This is a genomic window from Empedobacter sp. UBA3239 (assembly GCF_002362875.1).
Taxonomy (GTDB): domain Bacteria; phylum Bacteroidota; class Bacteroidia; order Flavobacteriales; family Weeksellaceae; genus Empedobacter; species Empedobacter falsenii_B.
Window position 1 is genome coordinate 1 of sequence record NZ_DEVJ01000032.1, and the last position, 13536, is coordinate 13536.

Below are 13536 nucleotides of genomic sequence, written 5' to 3' on the forward strand. Positions count from 1 at the left end.
CTGAGCTACAATCACCATTTTTATTGCGAAATTAACTTTTATTTAATCTCTCAATTGGACTGCAAATATAGCCTATTAATCGGTACTTGCAAATAATTTTGACAAAAAAATAAAGGTTTTTTACACCTTTATTTCTAAATTAAAGAATCTAAATTATTTACGCCAATGTAACTTCGCGAAATAAATCCTTCTCCACCTTCAGTTCCGATTAATCTTCCTAAATCATATGCACGATATCGGATGGAATCTGTAAAATTCTTTGATGAAATTGGCGTTTGAGGTTCGATCGAATTTGGATCAAAAAATTGCGTTTTATATGCCATGCAAGCTTCCACTTTTGTATCTACAAAACCAGAGATGTCAATCACAAAATGAGGTTCTAAAGGCAACCATTGAATGTAGTGGAAGTGTTTTTTGGGACGCCAAGCTGGTAATCCATTTTCAATTTTTGGTAAACCTGATAAGAAAATAGCAGTATTCACTAAATCTGAACCTTTTCCATGATCTGGATGGCGATCGTGAGGTGCATTACTCAAAATAATATCAGGTTGATATTTTCGAATAATTTCGACAATTTTCAATTGATTTTCTTTATCATTCAAGAAAAAACCATCAGGAATTCCAAGATTTTCTCTCACAGCAACGCCCAAAATGTTTTTAGCATCATTTGCTTCTACACGGCGAATTTCATCGGTACCACGAGTTCCCAGTTCTCCTTTTGTTAAATCAAGAATACCAACAGTTTTACCGTTTTTAATTTCTTTTGCAAGTGTTCCTCCACATCCCAATTCTACATCATCAGGATGCGCTCCAATTGCAAGAATATCTAACTTCATTTATTATTTATTTAACCAATCTATTATTTCTTTTGAATCTGGAGTTACTTTTGAAGGGTAAGAAGCCTCTAAATTTCCGTCTTTGTTAATCAAAAATTTTGTAAAATTCCATTTTACATCATTGTCAGATTTTCCGTTCAATGATTTTTTTGTTAAGAATTTGAAAATTTCATTTTGATTTTTTCCAATTACATCACTTTTTGACATTAAAGGAAAAGTTACGCCATAATTTAATTTACAAAAACTTGCAATTTCTTCGTTGTTGTCAAATTCTTGACCTCCAAAATTGTCCGAAGGAAATCCAACAATAACTAAACCTTGATCTTTATATTCTTGATACAATTTTTCTAAAGCATCATATTGAGGTGTGTAACCACATTTTGAAGCTGTATTAAGAATTAAGATTTTCTTTCCTTTCAAATCCGCGAAATTAAAATCGTCATCATTGATATCCTTGAATGTATAATCGTAAATTTTGTTCACTTTTTGAGGTGTTTTTGTTGTTTGATGAATGGTTTGCTTTTTAGAAACTTTCTTAGTTTCTTGCGCATTACAAGCTATAAATAGCCCTAAAAATCCGATGAATAAGTATTTCATTGCGTACTATTTTAAACAAATTTAAAAAAAAATGTTATGATTTGTAAGTTAAAGTAGGTTAAAATAAAAAAGCTCAAAATATTGTTGAACAAAAAAGCTTTCTCTGATCAGAGAAAGCTTTTTTGTTATTCATATAATTTCGTTGCAAAATCCTTCATCGGATTTCTAACTTTTTTCATTGGCGCTAGCCAATCTTCACTGTCTCGGTATCCCAAAGGAAGCATTAAAACACTTCGCATTCCTTTTTCTTTCAAATCAAGTAAATCATCCAATTCAGCATTATCAAAACCTTCCATAGGCGTACTATCAATTTTCAATTCTGCAGCTTGAGCAAGAGCAAAACCTAATCCAATGTATGCTTGACGAGCAGTATGTGCAAAATTTTCTTCAGAAGTTTGAGGCAAATAAATTCCTTTCAATTTATCTGTATATGAACCAAAACGACCTCTTGGCAAATCTCTCTCATCCGTTGTATAATCGTAAATTGCATCTATACGATCTTCTGTATAACGATCCCAAGCTACAAAAACCAATAAGTGTGAACAGTCTAGAATTGCTTGCTGATCATAAGCAATCGGAACAATTTTTTGTTGCAATTCTTTGTTCTTAATAACCAAAATTCTGAACTGTTGCAAACCTGATGAAGTTGGTGCTAAACGAGCTGCTTCAACAATTTTTTTAACGTCTTCTTCTTCAACAATTAAAGACGGATCATATTTTTTTGTGGCGTAACGCCATTTCAAATCATCTATTAAAGACATAATTACTTATTTAAAATCTTTCTAAAAATACATCAAAAAAGTAATCGACCAACCAAAAAATATGCTAAAATTTATGTTATTTATCTTGTTTCCATTCCAAAAAATAACTTCCTGTTGCATTCATAGAATTCCAACGAACTTGATAATCACCTTTTGCTAAATCAACTGTAAAATTTTCTTCTTTCGAATTTGTAAGTTGACGATTAAACACAACTTCATTATTTTGATCGACAATTTCAAAATTCATTTCGCCTTCTAATTTGATATTCGAATGAAAATTAACAGTTAAGCTTTTCGAAATGTTTAACTTGATATAACTAGTTCCAGAAGCATCTTCAAACTTCGCTTTTGTCCAATTATCGCCATTCGAATTCGACCATTTCGAATCTCCTACTCCTTTGTCAAAAAAAGTTCCTTGAGATTTGATATTTGGGTTATCCACTTTTCTATAAAAATTATTCGAATCTACATCTGCATTAACTTTTACTGTAATACATGATTGTAACGAAATCATTGCAATAATAAATGCTATTTTTTTCATATTAGTTTTTCTTTTACTAAATAGATGCAGCATTTTGAAAAAAGTTACAACAAACAAATATTTTTAAATCATTTTTGATATGCGTAACTTTCGCAAAATATTCTGATGAACGATACTACAACTCAATTTTTGCAAGAAAACTTTACTCAAAAAGCAATTGAAAGTTTAACTCAACTTTCAGGAGGAGGTTCGTCTCGAGTTTATTCGAGATTTTTTGATCAAAATCAGCCGTATATTTTGGCTGAAAGCTCTAATATCGAAGAAAATAAAGTATTTATTCAGTTTTCATTAGATTTAAAAAAAGTTATCAATAATATTCCAGAAATTGTTTCAGTTTCAGAAGATTTCACGACCTATGTTCAAACAGATTTAGGCAACGAAACATTGATGAATGTTGTCTTGAATAATTTCGAAAAAGCAAAACCTTATTATTTTAAGACTTTAGAAAAATTAGCAATTGCTCAAATTCAAGGTGTAACTAAAATCGATTTTAATCACACTTTTTCATATCCAAAATTAGATAAAACATTAATTTTAAGAGATTTATTTCAGTTTAATTTTTACTTTTTAGATGTCTTAGGAATTGATTACAATGCAGGAAAATTAATCAAAGATTTTGATCGTTTTGCGTCTCAATTTGATAAACTTTCGCCACAAGGTTTTGTGTTCAGAGATTTCCAAACGCGCAACATTATGATTCATCAAAACGAACCTTATTTTATCGATTATCAAGGCGGTTTGTATGGACCTGTTGTCTATGATTTGGTTTCGTTAATTTGGCAAGCAAAAGCCAATTTACCATTTGAATTTAAGAAGGATTTGTATGAATTTTATTACCAAGAATTAACCAAACAAATTCCGACTTTGGTTCCGATAGATTTTCGTCAATCGTACGAATATTGTGTAGTTGCTCGACTTTTACAAGTTTTAGGAACATATGGTTTGAGAGGAATTATTGAACGAAAAAAACACTTTTTAGAAAGTATTTCGTTTGGGCTTAAAAACTTGGAATCAATAATCGATTATCCTATATTACAAAATTATCCAGAATTAAAACATATTATAAAAATCCTTGTTCTTCCAGAAACGTTAGAACGCATAAATCATAAAATAAATGGCTAAATTAAATATCAACGTTCGTAGTTTTTCGTACAAAAAAGGAATTCCAACCGATCCAACTGGAAATGGTGGTGGTTTCGTTTTTGATTGTCGTGGAATTCTAAATCCAGGTCGAATTCAGGCATATAAAACACAAACAGGACGCGACGAAGAGATTAAAAAATACTTGGAAACAGAAACTAAAATTGCAGTTTTTTTAGAAGGTGTTTTTCAAATTATTGACATTTCGATCGAAGATTATTTGCAGCGTGGTTTCGAGAATTTAGAAATTAATTTTGGTTGTACAGGTGGACAACATCGATCAGTTTATTCTGCTGATGCGACTGCAAAACATATTCAAGAGAAATTTCCAGAAGCACAAGTTACGTTACATCATGTTGTGCAAGAAGAAAAAAATTGGATAAACGAGGCATATTAATATGAAAGCAATGATTTTTGCAGCGGGTCTTGGGACTCGTTTACAACCATTTACTAACAATCATCCCAAAGCTTTAGCAGTTGTAAATGGAAAACCTCTTTTGCAACGAAATATCGAATATTTGAAATCTTTCGGAATTAATGAAATCGTGATTAACGTGCATCATTTTGCAGATCAAATCATTGAGTTTTTAGAAGATAATAATTATTTCGGAATTGAAATTACTATTTCAGATGAAACGGATCAAGTTCTTGAAACTGGTGGTGGTTTGGTTAAAGCAAAAGCTAATTTCGAGGAAGATTTTTTGGTGATGAATGTGGACATTTTAACAGATCTAAATCTTGATAAATTTATCAAAGCACATCAAGAAAACAAAGCGTTAGTAACGTTAGCAGTTTCTAATCGAAATTCGTCTCGTAAACTATTTTTCAATGAACAAAATGAGTTAAAAGGTTGGCGAAATCTGAAAACGGAAGAAGAAATAAAAGCTGTAGATTCTTTAGACAATTGCAAAGATTTAGCTTTTAGTGGAATTCATGTTATTTCTCCTACTTTATTTTATAAAATTACGGAGAAAGGTAAATTTTCTATTATGAAAGTCTATATGGATTTAATGCAAACTGAATCTATCATTGGTTTTGATCATTCTGGCGGAATTTTAATCGATGTTGGTCGACCAGAAAGCGTGTTAGAAGCAGAACAATATTTTAAATAGAAAACAAAAAACTCAATTCAATGGATTGAGTTTTTTTATGCAAAAAGTTTACATATCTTAGACAGAATGAAATACATTAATTATTTTGTCTATTTAACTATTGTTGTAGTGATAATTCTCGCTTCAATACTTTACTTTTCTTTCAAAACAAAAGTTGGAAAGATTCATAAAAAAGAAATTATTGATAAAGGCACTTCTTTCGAGCCTTGTTCTTCTATGATTTATCAATATTATGGTACTGACGCAGGTTACAAAACAGAGCGTTATGGCATTCGTAAGGTAATTTCAGAACCAATTCATCAATTAAAATTTCCTAATTTTTCTGGAAATATAAATGTACGTTTTGTAATTAATTGTAAAAACGAAATTGGTTATTTCAGAATTAAAGCAGTTGACCAAGATTATAAAAAGGTTGAAATTTCTGATGATTTGCAAAAGAAAATTGTTGCTATTGTTCAACAATTAAAAGATTGGAACGGGAAAAATGTAGATTCGTATTATCAAATTCAAATAAAATTAAAGGATGGAAAAGTTGAAGACATTTTTTAAGTCAAAAACGTGGCGAATTATTTGGGGAACATTTAAATTATTAATTTCTATTCCGATTTTTGGTATTTGTGCTTTATTAATTTATTCATTGTTTTTTTCAACTCTTAAAACAAGATTTAATTTATCATCTGATCCTCAAGGAAGTTATTTTTCAGTTTTTATGTTAGATCATTTGATAAAAACAAATCCTAAAAATGAAAAAATTCTATGGGAATCTTCAGTTGCGTACAATAAAGCTGGTGAAAATGAAGAAGGAATTCGTCGCTTAAAAAAAGTAATAGAGATGAATCCAAGAGATTATTTGGGTTATTCTGGATGGATAAAACAAACAAGATTGAGAGATTACGAAAATTCATTAATAGATTTTCATCGTTTGGATAAATTGTCTAATGTTGTAGAATATCCTTGGGGAGAAAATATTTATTATTTGATGGGGTTGTCTTATCAAGGTTTAGGAAATTACGATTCCGCGATTGTTTATTATGATAAATTTATTGCATCCGAAAAAAATCCCGATAATATTTATCCAAGAATGTACACTTATCGTGGAAAAATTGAAGCTGATCGAAAAAATTATTCAAAAGCTTTAGATTTTTACAATAAAACAATCGGTTTGGATAAAAATATTGCGGAAGCCTATTATTATAAAGCCGAAACGTACCGACTTACTAATCAAAAAGATTCTGCAAAAATAAATTACAATAAAAGCTTAGATTTAATCAGAAATAATTATAAAAATCAAGATGCTTATGATGAAGTCTTTTTAGAAATCTATGATACAGAAATTCATGACAAATTGAAGAAATTGTAAATGTAATTACTCAAAAAAAAAACATTTTTTAGATTTTTCGACTTCGCTCGAAAAGACATTTTTCCGAATTTATTTTTAGAATCAATAAAACTCTCCATCTACATAAAACCATTTGCCATTCTCTTGCACAAATGTAGAAAGCTCGTCATGTTCGTAGATTTCGCCTTGTTTATCTTGATAATAAGCTCTAAATCGAACTTTATTAGCTTTTGCAAAAACAATTTCTAACTTTAACCATTTATTCGATTTAGCCCACTCTTCGATATCACTAAAATCATTATCTTTTTGTGTAGAAGAATGTGTTGTATCAACTAAATATTCAGGCAAAACCATTGCAAAAGCAGCGTAACGAGAGCGCATCAACTCTTCGGGAGTTTTTGGCAATTCTTTATTTAAATGAAAAGGTTCACAACAAGTTGCATATTCTTTTCCAGAACAACAAGGACAATTCATTTTATTCTTTATTTTTTGCAAAGATATTGTTTACTTGTCTTTGTGGTAATGATAATGATCTTGAATCACCACTTGAATAAAATCAATATTTCCTAAACCATCACTTTTCACCTCCATTATTTCCTCCAGTTTTCGCGTTAATTTTAGTAAAATATCATAATTATTATTGTGCAATGCTGAGGTAAAATTCTCTTTTACAATATTAATATCACGATCAGACAAGCGATAAACTTCGGGAAAACGAATTTTATAAGTTTCAGAAACTTCAGCAAAAATAGTTTGTGATAAATCTAATTTCGGATTCAAATCAATCAAACATGTATTCGCAACAATATCTCCTAAACGTTGACCATTTTTATTGATAATCATTGTAATCAACGCAATCAATCCCGAGAATAAAAACAATTCTACAATTCCAATCACCCAGCGTAAGAAATAATCAAAATTATTAGCGCGGTTTCCATCCATTCGTATTACACGAATCTTCATGATCCATTTTCCAACAGTTTGCCCTTTCATCAAAATCTCTAAAATCAACGGATAAAGTAAAAATATAAAACCTATTATACTATAAATTCCCATTCGAAACCATTCGTCTCTATTCGGAATAAACTCCGAAAAATAAGACATGCCATAAACTAATACGATCCGGATAATCATATCAATAATATAAGCCAGTAAACGTTTTCCGAGTGGCGCAATATTATAAGCAATTTGCACGTTTTGTGGTGTATTGACTAAAAGTTTATTCATATATTTGGTTCACTAACAACTACTCTACTATGAGAGAAGCGCATTTTATTGATAAAAATAAGGCGAAATGGTCTGATATTGAACATAATTTGAAAAATAAAATTGATGTTCATCCAGATATTTTAGCAAAAAACTACATCGAAATTACAAATGATTTGGCGTTTGCTCAAACTTATTACCCAAAAAGTAAGACAAAAGATTATTTGAACGAGTTAGCTTTATTTGCGCATCAGTCAATTTACAAAGATCAACGAACTTCGGGGAATCAATTTGTACAGTTTTTCAAAGAAGATGTGCCAAATGTAGTCTACAAAAATCACAAAATGTTGTTATATTCATTCCTGATTTTTGCTTTAGCGGTTTTAATTGGCGTTTTATCATCGCATTGCGATCCAGATTTTACACGATTAATTTTAGGAAATCAGTATGTAGACGAAACGTTAATGAACATCAAAAAAGGTGATCCTGCAGCAATTTACAAATCAGGAAGCCAGACAGGAAGTACATTAGCGATTACAATCAATAATATTCGAGTTGCTTTTTTGGCTTTTACATTGGGCTTATTTTTCAGTATTGGCTCAGGATATATTCTATTTTCGAACGGAATTATGTTAGGTGCATTTCATTATATGTTTTTCAAAGAAGGCGTTTTGGGAAAGGCTATGTCAGCAATTTGGATGCATGGAACAATCGAAATATCGGTGATTATTATTGCAGGAGCTTGCGGTTTGATGTTAGGAAATGGCTTTATGTTCCCGAAAACTTTATCGCGAAAAAAATCTCTCATAATCAAAGCAAAAGAAGCAGTAATGATTTTATTAAGCACTGTTCCAATGTTTATTATAGCTGGATTTATCGAAGGTTTTATTACGCGTTTATATGATGTAAATATTGTATTGAGTTTATCGGTTATAATCCTTTCATTAATCTTAATTATTTGGTATTATATCATTTATCCGATTCAAAAAAATAGACAAAAAACTTTTTCGTTTAATCAAACTTTAGAATTGAATGAAACAATTTAGACTATTTTTTACATTTACATTATTATTGATTCAATTCGTTGTTTTTGCACAAGAAAAAACAGCAGAATTTAAAGTATTCAAAGAAAAATATGCTGGAAAAGAATTTAATTACGAAGATGTTCCAAAACCTAAAAAAGAATTCGAACCTGGCTTTTTCTCAAAAATAATCGAAGGTATTTTTAGATTTCTCTCTTATTTACCTTGGGAAATCATTTTCTATTTTGTAATTGGATTATTCTTAATTTTTCTTGCCACACGTATTTACAAAAATGGTGGAATTCTTAAACGAAATTCAAAAAAATTATATGACGAATCTGATTTTGATTTTATCGAAGAAAATTTATCCGAAGCCAATTTGAATTCATTAATCAATAAAGCAGAAACAGATCAAAATTTTGCTTTAGCAATTCGTTATTTGCATTATCAAAATCTACAAATTTTAGATAAAAAAGGTTGGATTGAATGGGATCCGAAGAAAACAAATCAACAATTTATTAATCAAATAAAAGACGAAAAATCAAAAAATTTATTCAATCAAAATACTAAAATTTTTAATCAAGTTTGGTTTGGAGAATTTAAAATTGATGAAAATAAATACCACGAATTCAAGACAAATTTCAATCAGTTTAATCAATATTTAGCCTCATGAAAAAGAAATTAGGTATTCTATTAGGCGCTATTTTATTGGTCGGAATTTTTGTATTTTCTTTCTCAAAACATCGTTATAATCTCCCAAAATCATGGAATGTAAGCCTTTATCAAAATAGTAAAGATCCGTACGGATTATTTATTATGCACGAAGAACTTGGGAAGTTATCCAATGGAAAAATGAAAGATTTGGAAAAACTTTCTGAATTAAAAATTGATCCTAAAAAAGCAAAAGATTATGCAGTTGTTGTGCTTGGTTCTGAAATTTATTTTGATACAGTTTCCAAAAATCTATTAAGCAAAATTGCCGAAAATGGCGGAATTGTGATGATTGCAGATTATTACGACAATTTTGGTGATGATACAAATGGTTTAGATGAAATTTCTCTGGATGAAACAACTATAGACTCAACCGAAGTTGATGATAATATCTTGTACAATCAGACAATAAATATTAATGATCATTTTGAGCTTAGAACAAATAAATTGTTCAAAATAAAGAAGAAAAAAGAAATCGAACATCATTATTTTAGCGACATCACAAATGATTCTGAAATTTTTGGAACAATTACTTATAAAGATAAGGCTTACCCAAATTATTTAAAAATCAAACCAAAAAATTATAAAGGTTATTATTTATATCACGCAGAACCGATTTATTTTACCAATTATTATTTGTTAAATGAAGACAGTTATTTCTATGCTAAATCAGTTTTAGAACCACTGAAAGGGAAAACTATTTTTTGGTACAATACCTCGAAAACTTATGCAGGAAGTTCATCAATGATGCGTTTCATAATGGGTGAACCAGCTCTAAAAGCTGCTTGGATTACGTTATTGGTTTTACTTTTCTTCTTTTTAATTTTTAGAAGCAAACGTGAACAACGCATCATTCCAATTTATACCAAAGAAGAAAATCATACCGTCGAATTTGCTAAGACAATTTCCTCTTTATACCAAGAAAATGGCGAAGTAAAAGACATTGTTTCAAAGAAAATCGATTATTTTTTATACAAATTGAGAAAAACATTTTTAATCGAAACAGACGATATTACGAATAAACAATTCATTGAAATTGTTGCACAAAAAGCAAATTTGAGCCAAGAAGAATGTCTTGAAAAGTTAACAATTCTGAAAAATATTTATCAAAAAAATCAACCAAATGAACACGATTTGAAAATTGTGTATCAAATCATCGAAAACTATAAACAAAAAGCAAATATCTAATGAGCGAAAATACATATCAACCATTCGAAAATAGAGTCGATTTTTCGGATGTACAACATAAAATGCAAACTGTAAAAAATGAATTGAAAAAGGTAATTGTCGGACAAGATGATATTATCGATCAATTAATTTTGGCTTTGCTTTCTAACGGACATTCTCTGATAGAAGGTTTGCCTGGAGTTGCCAAAACAATGATGGCAAAATTGTTGGCAAAAACGATAGATTCTGGTTTTAGTAGAATTCAGTTTACGCCAGATTTAATGCCTTCTGATGTGATTGGAACGTCTATTTTAAATTCTAAAATCAATGAATTTGAGTTCAAAAAAGGACCAATTTTTTCAAATATTATTTTAATTGATGAGATTAACCGTTCGCCTGCAAAAACTCAAGCGGCTTTATTCGAATCGATGTCAGAAAGACAAGTGACGGTTGATGGAACAACTTATCCTTTACAAGCTCCTTTTCTAGTTTTTGCAACTCAAAACCCAATTGAACAAGAAGGTACATATCGCTTACCTGAAGCGCAACTGGATCGTTTTATGTTTAAGATTTATGTCAAATATCCTTCGTTAGAAAGTGAAATTGAATTATTGAAAGAACAACAAGAACGCAAAAATATTGACAAAGAAACGTTGGTAGAAAAAGTAATTTCAGGAAATGAAATTATTGAGTTCCAAGATCGAATAAAATCAGTTTTCGTACACGAAGCGTTGATTACGTATATTGCGACAATTGTTCATCAAACCAGAATCGATCAAACCTTGTATATGGGTGCATCGCCACGTGCTTCTATCGCGATTTTAGATGCTGCAAAATCAAATGCAGCGTTGAATGGACGCGATTTTGTGATTCCAGAAGATATCAAGCAAATTGCGCATACAATTTTGGGACACCGCGTTGTGATGGTTCCTGAAAAAGAGATGGAAGGTTTTACAACACAACATATTATTCAGCAAATTATTGATCGCGTAGAAATTCCTCGTTAATGAAATTTTTCAGAAGCTTATTTCTTACCAATCGTTTTTTTTATGCGGGATTATTGATTGCATTTTGTTATGTAATCGCATTTTTTCTATCTTCTATTTACATCATTGCAAAGATTTTGACAGTTGTCTTTATCGTCAGTGTTATTGTCGAAATATTTTTGGTTTATATTCCTAAAACTTCCATTGAAGTTCTTCGAAATTATCCAGAACGACTTTCAAATGGTGATGAAAATGAATTGGAACTTTTCGTAACAAATCATTATCAATTCCCTCTAAATGTAAGGATTATAGAAGAGTTTCCTGTTCAATTACAATTAAGAGATTTTCAGTTTAGAAAACGATTTAAAAGTGATCAAAATACTAAATTTGATTTTAAAATTCGACCAACAGAACGAGGTTCGTATAAATTTGGATTAACAAATGTATTTATTTCTGTTTTTGGATTGATTGAGAAAAAGATCAAAATAAACGAACCAATTTCGATTGCGTGTTATCCTTCTTATTTGCAATTAAAACAATTTCAATTGTATTCTACCGCTCAGTTACAGAATCAATTTGGAATGAAAAGAATTCGAAAAATTGGAACAAATACAGAATTTGAAAATATAAAAAATTATACGATTGGTGACGAATATCGTTTAATCAATTGGAAAGCAACGGCGAAAGCAAATCGACTGATGGTCAATCAATTTCAAGAAGAAAAATCGCAGCCTGTTTATTCGTTAATTGACTTGGGAAGAACGATGCGAATGCCTTTTGATGGTTTAAAATTATTGGATTATTCGATCAATTCGAGTTTAGTTGTCGCAAATATTTCACTTCAAAAAAATGAAAAAGCAGGTTTAATTACATTTAATAAAAGAATTCAAGATCACGTTGTTGCTGACAGAAAAAATCATCAAATGCAGTTGATTTTAGAGAAATTATACAATGTACAAACTGATTTTTTGGAAAGTGATTTTGGACAATTGTATGCCTATATCAAACGAAAATTAACGCAACGTTCGCTTCTATTTATTTACACCAATTTTGAAACAATTGATGGTTTGGAACGTCAATTACCTTATCTAAAATTGATAAAAAAATTGCATGTTGTCGTTTTGATTCTTTTTAAAAATTCGGAATTGAATAAACTTAATCATCAGAAAGCAAAGAATACTACTGATATTTACGATCAAACAATTGCCGAAAAGTTTAATTACGACAAAGAATTAATCATAAATCGTTTGCATCAATTCGGGATTTTAACGATTTACTGCGAACCACAAGAATTGTCTATTAACTTAATCAATAAATATTTAGAGATAAAAGCGCGAGGTTTGTTTTAAAAAAGTTTTATTTAACCAATTATTTAGAAAAAAAAGCACAATTATTGCTTAAAGTTGGTCAATTTAATCTGAACAACCCATGAAAAAACTATTACAGATCTTTTGTTTAATTTTAACAACAGGTCTTTTTGCACAAACAAATTTTATTGAAAATAAAACACCTTCTACAAAGCGCGTAATCCTTTTGGATGCTGGACACGGAGGAACAGATACTGGTGTAAAAAAAGAAGAATTTCAAGAAAAAGATATTGCGCTGAAAATTGCAGAAATTATCCAAGAAAAAAATCCTTTTACAGATGTTGATTTTGTATTATTGAGAAAAGGTGACGAACAAATTATCAATACAAGTCGTGCGAAAATGATTAATGAAATAAAACCTGATTTGGTTTTATCAATCCACGCAAATTATAATGTAAAAGATTCGAAAAAAGGAACAGAGATTCACCTTTCTCCATTGAATCCTACTTTCGAAGAATGTAAAATACTTGGCGAAAAAATTGGAAAAAATATAAGTTCTTTAGGTTTTGAAAATTTAGGAATTGTTGAAACAAATTCGAAAATATTACGAGATTCACAAGTTCCAATTATTATGATTGAAATCGGTTATTTAACAAATGACGATGACCGAAAAATCTTAACAAACGAAAGTAATTACCCTAAAATAGCGGATAAAATTTTTGAAGCATTGAAGAATTAACGATACAATAAAAAAAGCCTTCTGATTTAGAAGGCTTTTGTATTTTCATTAAATGTCCCGTCCTGAAATAGC

General features: G+C 29.9%; 17 protein-coding genes. 11 read left to right on the forward strand and 6 right to left on the reverse strand.

What is annotated here, in order from left to right:
- Positions 1 to 134 precede the first annotated feature (134 nt).
- The 4 genes from bshB1 to B4G36_RS04265 form a co-directional block, all read right to left on the reverse strand.
- A complete protein-coding gene (gene bshB1, locus B4G36_RS04250) occupies positions 135 to 836 on the reverse strand; it encodes a bacillithiol biosynthesis deacetylase BshB1 (RefSeq protein WP_291062253.1) in 702 nt (233 codons plus the stop codon).
- 3 nt (positions 837 to 839) lie between these two features.
- Positions 840 to 1433 carry a glutathione peroxidase gene (locus B4G36_RS04255; RefSeq protein WP_286495853.1) on the reverse strand — a complete coding sequence of 198 codons (594 nt, stop codon included), beginning with the start codon at positions 1431 to 1433 and terminating at the stop codon, positions 840 to 842.
- 125 nt (positions 1434 to 1558) lie between these two features.
- On the reverse strand, positions 1559 to 2194 hold the full coding sequence (locus B4G36_RS04260) for an NAD(P)H-dependent oxidoreductase (protein ID WP_291062254.1): 636 nt from the start codon (positions 2192 to 2194) through the stop codon (positions 1559 to 1561).
- A gap of 76 nt (positions 2195 to 2270) precedes the next feature.
- Positions 2271 to 2735, reverse strand: coding sequence for a hypothetical protein (locus B4G36_RS04265; protein ID WP_291062255.1), 465 nt, complete (start codon positions 2733 to 2735; stop codon positions 2271 to 2273).
- 105 nt (positions 2736 to 2840) lie between these two features.
- On the opposite strand from B4G36_RS04265, the gene B4G36_RS04270 reads away from it, so the two are divergent.
- From B4G36_RS04270 to B4G36_RS04290, 5 genes are all read left to right on the forward strand, one after another.
- Entirely contained in the window at positions 2841 to 3857 is a 1017-nt protein-coding gene (locus B4G36_RS04270) for an aminoglycoside phosphotransferase family protein (protein ID WP_291062256.1), read from the forward strand.
- A complete protein-coding gene (locus B4G36_RS04275; RefSeq protein WP_291062258.1) occupies positions 3850 to 4272 on the forward strand; it encodes a RapZ C-terminal domain-containing protein in 423 nt (140 codons plus the stop codon). Before B4G36_RS04270 ends, B4G36_RS04275 begins: the two co-directional genes overlap by 8 nt.
- Position 4273: 1 nt before the next feature.
- Positions 4274 to 4987, forward strand: coding sequence for a nucleotidyltransferase family protein (locus B4G36_RS04280; protein WP_291062260.1), 714 nt, complete (start codon positions 4274 to 4276; stop codon positions 4985 to 4987).
- Between the two features lie 66 nt (positions 4988 to 5053).
- Positions 5054 to 5536, forward strand: coding sequence for a hypothetical protein (locus B4G36_RS04285; protein WP_291051226.1), 483 nt, complete (start codon positions 5054 to 5056; stop codon positions 5534 to 5536).
- On the forward strand, positions 5511 to 6347 hold the full coding sequence (locus tag B4G36_RS04290) for a tetratricopeptide repeat protein (RefSeq protein ID WP_291062262.1): 837 nt from the start codon (positions 5511 to 5513) through the stop codon (positions 6345 to 6347). The genes B4G36_RS04285 and B4G36_RS04290 overlap by 26 nt, the downstream gene beginning before the upstream one ends.
- Before the next feature lie 81 nt (positions 6348 to 6428).
- Here B4G36_RS04290 and B4G36_RS04295 read toward each other — a convergent pair whose 3' ends face one another.
- Together B4G36_RS04295 and B4G36_RS04300 are read right to left on the reverse strand one after the other, a co-directional pair.
- Positions 6429 to 6800 carry a YchJ family protein gene (locus B4G36_RS04295; protein ID WP_291062264.1) on the reverse strand — a complete coding sequence of 124 codons (372 nt, stop codon included), beginning with the start codon at positions 6798 to 6800 and terminating at the stop codon, positions 6429 to 6431.
- Positions 6801 to 6830: 30 nt separating this feature from the next.
- Positions 6831 to 7553 carry an RDD family protein gene (locus B4G36_RS04300; protein WP_291062266.1) on the reverse strand — a complete coding sequence of 241 codons (723 nt, stop codon included), beginning with the start codon at positions 7551 to 7553 and terminating at the stop codon, positions 6831 to 6833.
- A gap of 29 nt (positions 7554 to 7582) precedes the next feature.
- On the opposite strand from B4G36_RS04300, the gene B4G36_RS04305 reads away from it, so the two are divergent.
- The 6 genes from B4G36_RS04305 to B4G36_RS04330 all read left to right on the forward strand — a co-directional run bounded on the left by B4G36_RS04305 (position 7583) and on the right by B4G36_RS04330 (position 13464).
- Positions 7583 to 8578: a stage II sporulation protein M gene (locus B4G36_RS04305; RefSeq protein ID WP_291062268.1), complete on the forward strand. Its 996-nt coding sequence runs from the start codon at positions 7583 to 7585 to the stop codon at positions 8576 to 8578.
- Positions 8565 to 9227 carry a hypothetical protein gene (locus tag B4G36_RS04310; RefSeq protein WP_291062270.1) on the forward strand — a complete coding sequence of 221 codons (663 nt, stop codon included), beginning with the start codon at positions 8565 to 8567 and terminating at the stop codon, positions 9225 to 9227. Before B4G36_RS04305 ends, B4G36_RS04310 begins: the two co-directional genes overlap by 14 nt.
- Complete coding sequence (locus B4G36_RS04315; RefSeq protein ID WP_291062272.1) at positions 9224 to 10453, forward strand: hypothetical protein; 1230 nt, start codon at positions 9224 to 9226, stop codon at positions 10451 to 10453. The genes B4G36_RS04310 and B4G36_RS04315 overlap by 4 nt, the downstream gene beginning before the upstream one ends.
- Positions 10453 to 11439 carry an AAA family ATPase gene (locus B4G36_RS04320; protein WP_291062274.1) on the forward strand — a complete coding sequence of 329 codons (987 nt, stop codon included), beginning with the start codon at positions 10453 to 10455 and terminating at the stop codon, positions 11437 to 11439. The genes B4G36_RS04315 and B4G36_RS04320 overlap by 1 nt, the downstream gene beginning before the upstream one ends.
- On the forward strand, positions 11439 to 12767 hold the full coding sequence (locus tag B4G36_RS04325; protein ID WP_291062276.1) for a DUF58 domain-containing protein: 1329 nt from the start codon (positions 11439 to 11441) through the stop codon (positions 12765 to 12767). Before B4G36_RS04320 ends, B4G36_RS04325 begins: the two co-directional genes overlap by 1 nt.
- 79 nt (positions 12768 to 12846) lie before the next feature.
- Positions 12847 to 13464 (forward strand): N-acetylmuramoyl-L-alanine amidase family protein, encoded by a 618-nt coding sequence (locus B4G36_RS04330; RefSeq protein WP_280048954.1) that lies wholly within the window; start codon positions 12847 to 12849, stop codon positions 13462 to 13464.
- The last annotated feature ends 72 nt before the right edge of the window (positions 13465 to 13536 follow it).

What these genes read in the sequence shown, in the direction of transcription:
- B4G36_RS04315 (WP_291062272.1), top strand. Translation starts at nt 9,224, where the DNA reads ATGAAAAAGAAATTAGGTATTCTATTAGGCGCTATTTTATTGGTCGGA.
- B4G36_RS04270 (WP_291062256.1), top strand. Translation starts at nt 2,841, where the DNA reads ATGAACGATACTACAACTCAATTTTTGCAAGAAAACTTTACTCAAAAA.
- B4G36_RS04265 (WP_291062255.1), bottom strand. Translation starts at nt 2,735, where the DNA reads ATGAAAAAAATAGCATTTATTATTGCAATGATTTCGTTACAATCATGT.
- bshB1 (WP_291062253.1), bottom strand. Translation starts at nt 836, where the DNA reads ATGAAGTTAGATATTCTTGCAATTGGAGCGCATCCTGATGATGTAGAA.
- B4G36_RS04285 (WP_291051226.1), top strand. Translation starts at nt 5,054, where the DNA reads ATGAAATACATTAATTATTTTGTCTATTTAACTATTGTTGTAGTGATA.
- B4G36_RS04325 (WP_291062276.1), top strand. Translation starts at nt 11,439, where the DNA reads ATGAAATTTTTCAGAAGCTTATTTCTTACCAATCGTTTTTTTTATGCG.
- B4G36_RS04260 (WP_291062254.1), bottom strand. Translation starts at nt 2,194, where the DNA reads ATGTCTTTAATAGATGATTTGAAATGGCGTTACGCCACAAAAAAATAT.
- B4G36_RS04295 (WP_291062264.1), bottom strand. Translation starts at nt 6,800, where the DNA reads ATGAATTGTCCTTGTTGTTCTGGAAAAGAATATGCAACTTGTTGTGAA.
- B4G36_RS04310 (WP_291062270.1), top strand. Translation starts at nt 8,565, where the DNA reads ATGAAACAATTTAGACTATTTTTTACATTTACATTATTATTGATTCAA.
- B4G36_RS04305 (WP_291062268.1), top strand. Translation starts at nt 7,583, where the DNA reads ATGAGAGAAGCGCATTTTATTGATAAAAATAAGGCGAAATGGTCTGAT.
- B4G36_RS04290 (WP_291062262.1), top strand. Translation starts at nt 5,511, where the DNA reads ATGGAAAAGTTGAAGACATTTTTTAAGTCAAAAACGTGGCGAATTATT.
- B4G36_RS04320 (WP_291062274.1), top strand. Translation starts at nt 10,453, where the DNA reads ATGAGCGAAAATACATATCAACCATTCGAAAATAGAGTCGATTTTTCG.
- B4G36_RS04300 (WP_291062266.1), bottom strand. Translation starts at nt 7,553, where the DNA reads ATGAATAAACTTTTAGTCAATACACCACAAAACGTGCAAATTGCTTAT.
- B4G36_RS04275 (WP_291062258.1), top strand. Translation starts at nt 3,850, where the DNA reads ATGGCTAAATTAAATATCAACGTTCGTAGTTTTTCGTACAAAAAAGGA.
- B4G36_RS04280 (WP_291062260.1), top strand. Translation starts at nt 4,274, where the DNA reads ATGAAAGCAATGATTTTTGCAGCGGGTCTTGGGACTCGTTTACAACCA.
- B4G36_RS04255 (WP_286495853.1), bottom strand. Translation starts at nt 1,433, where the DNA reads ATGAAATACTTATTCATCGGATTTTTAGGGCTATTTATAGCTTGTAAT.
- B4G36_RS04330 (WP_280048954.1), top strand. Translation starts at nt 12,847, where the DNA reads ATGAAAAAACTATTACAGATCTTTTGTTTAATTTTAACAACAGGTCTT.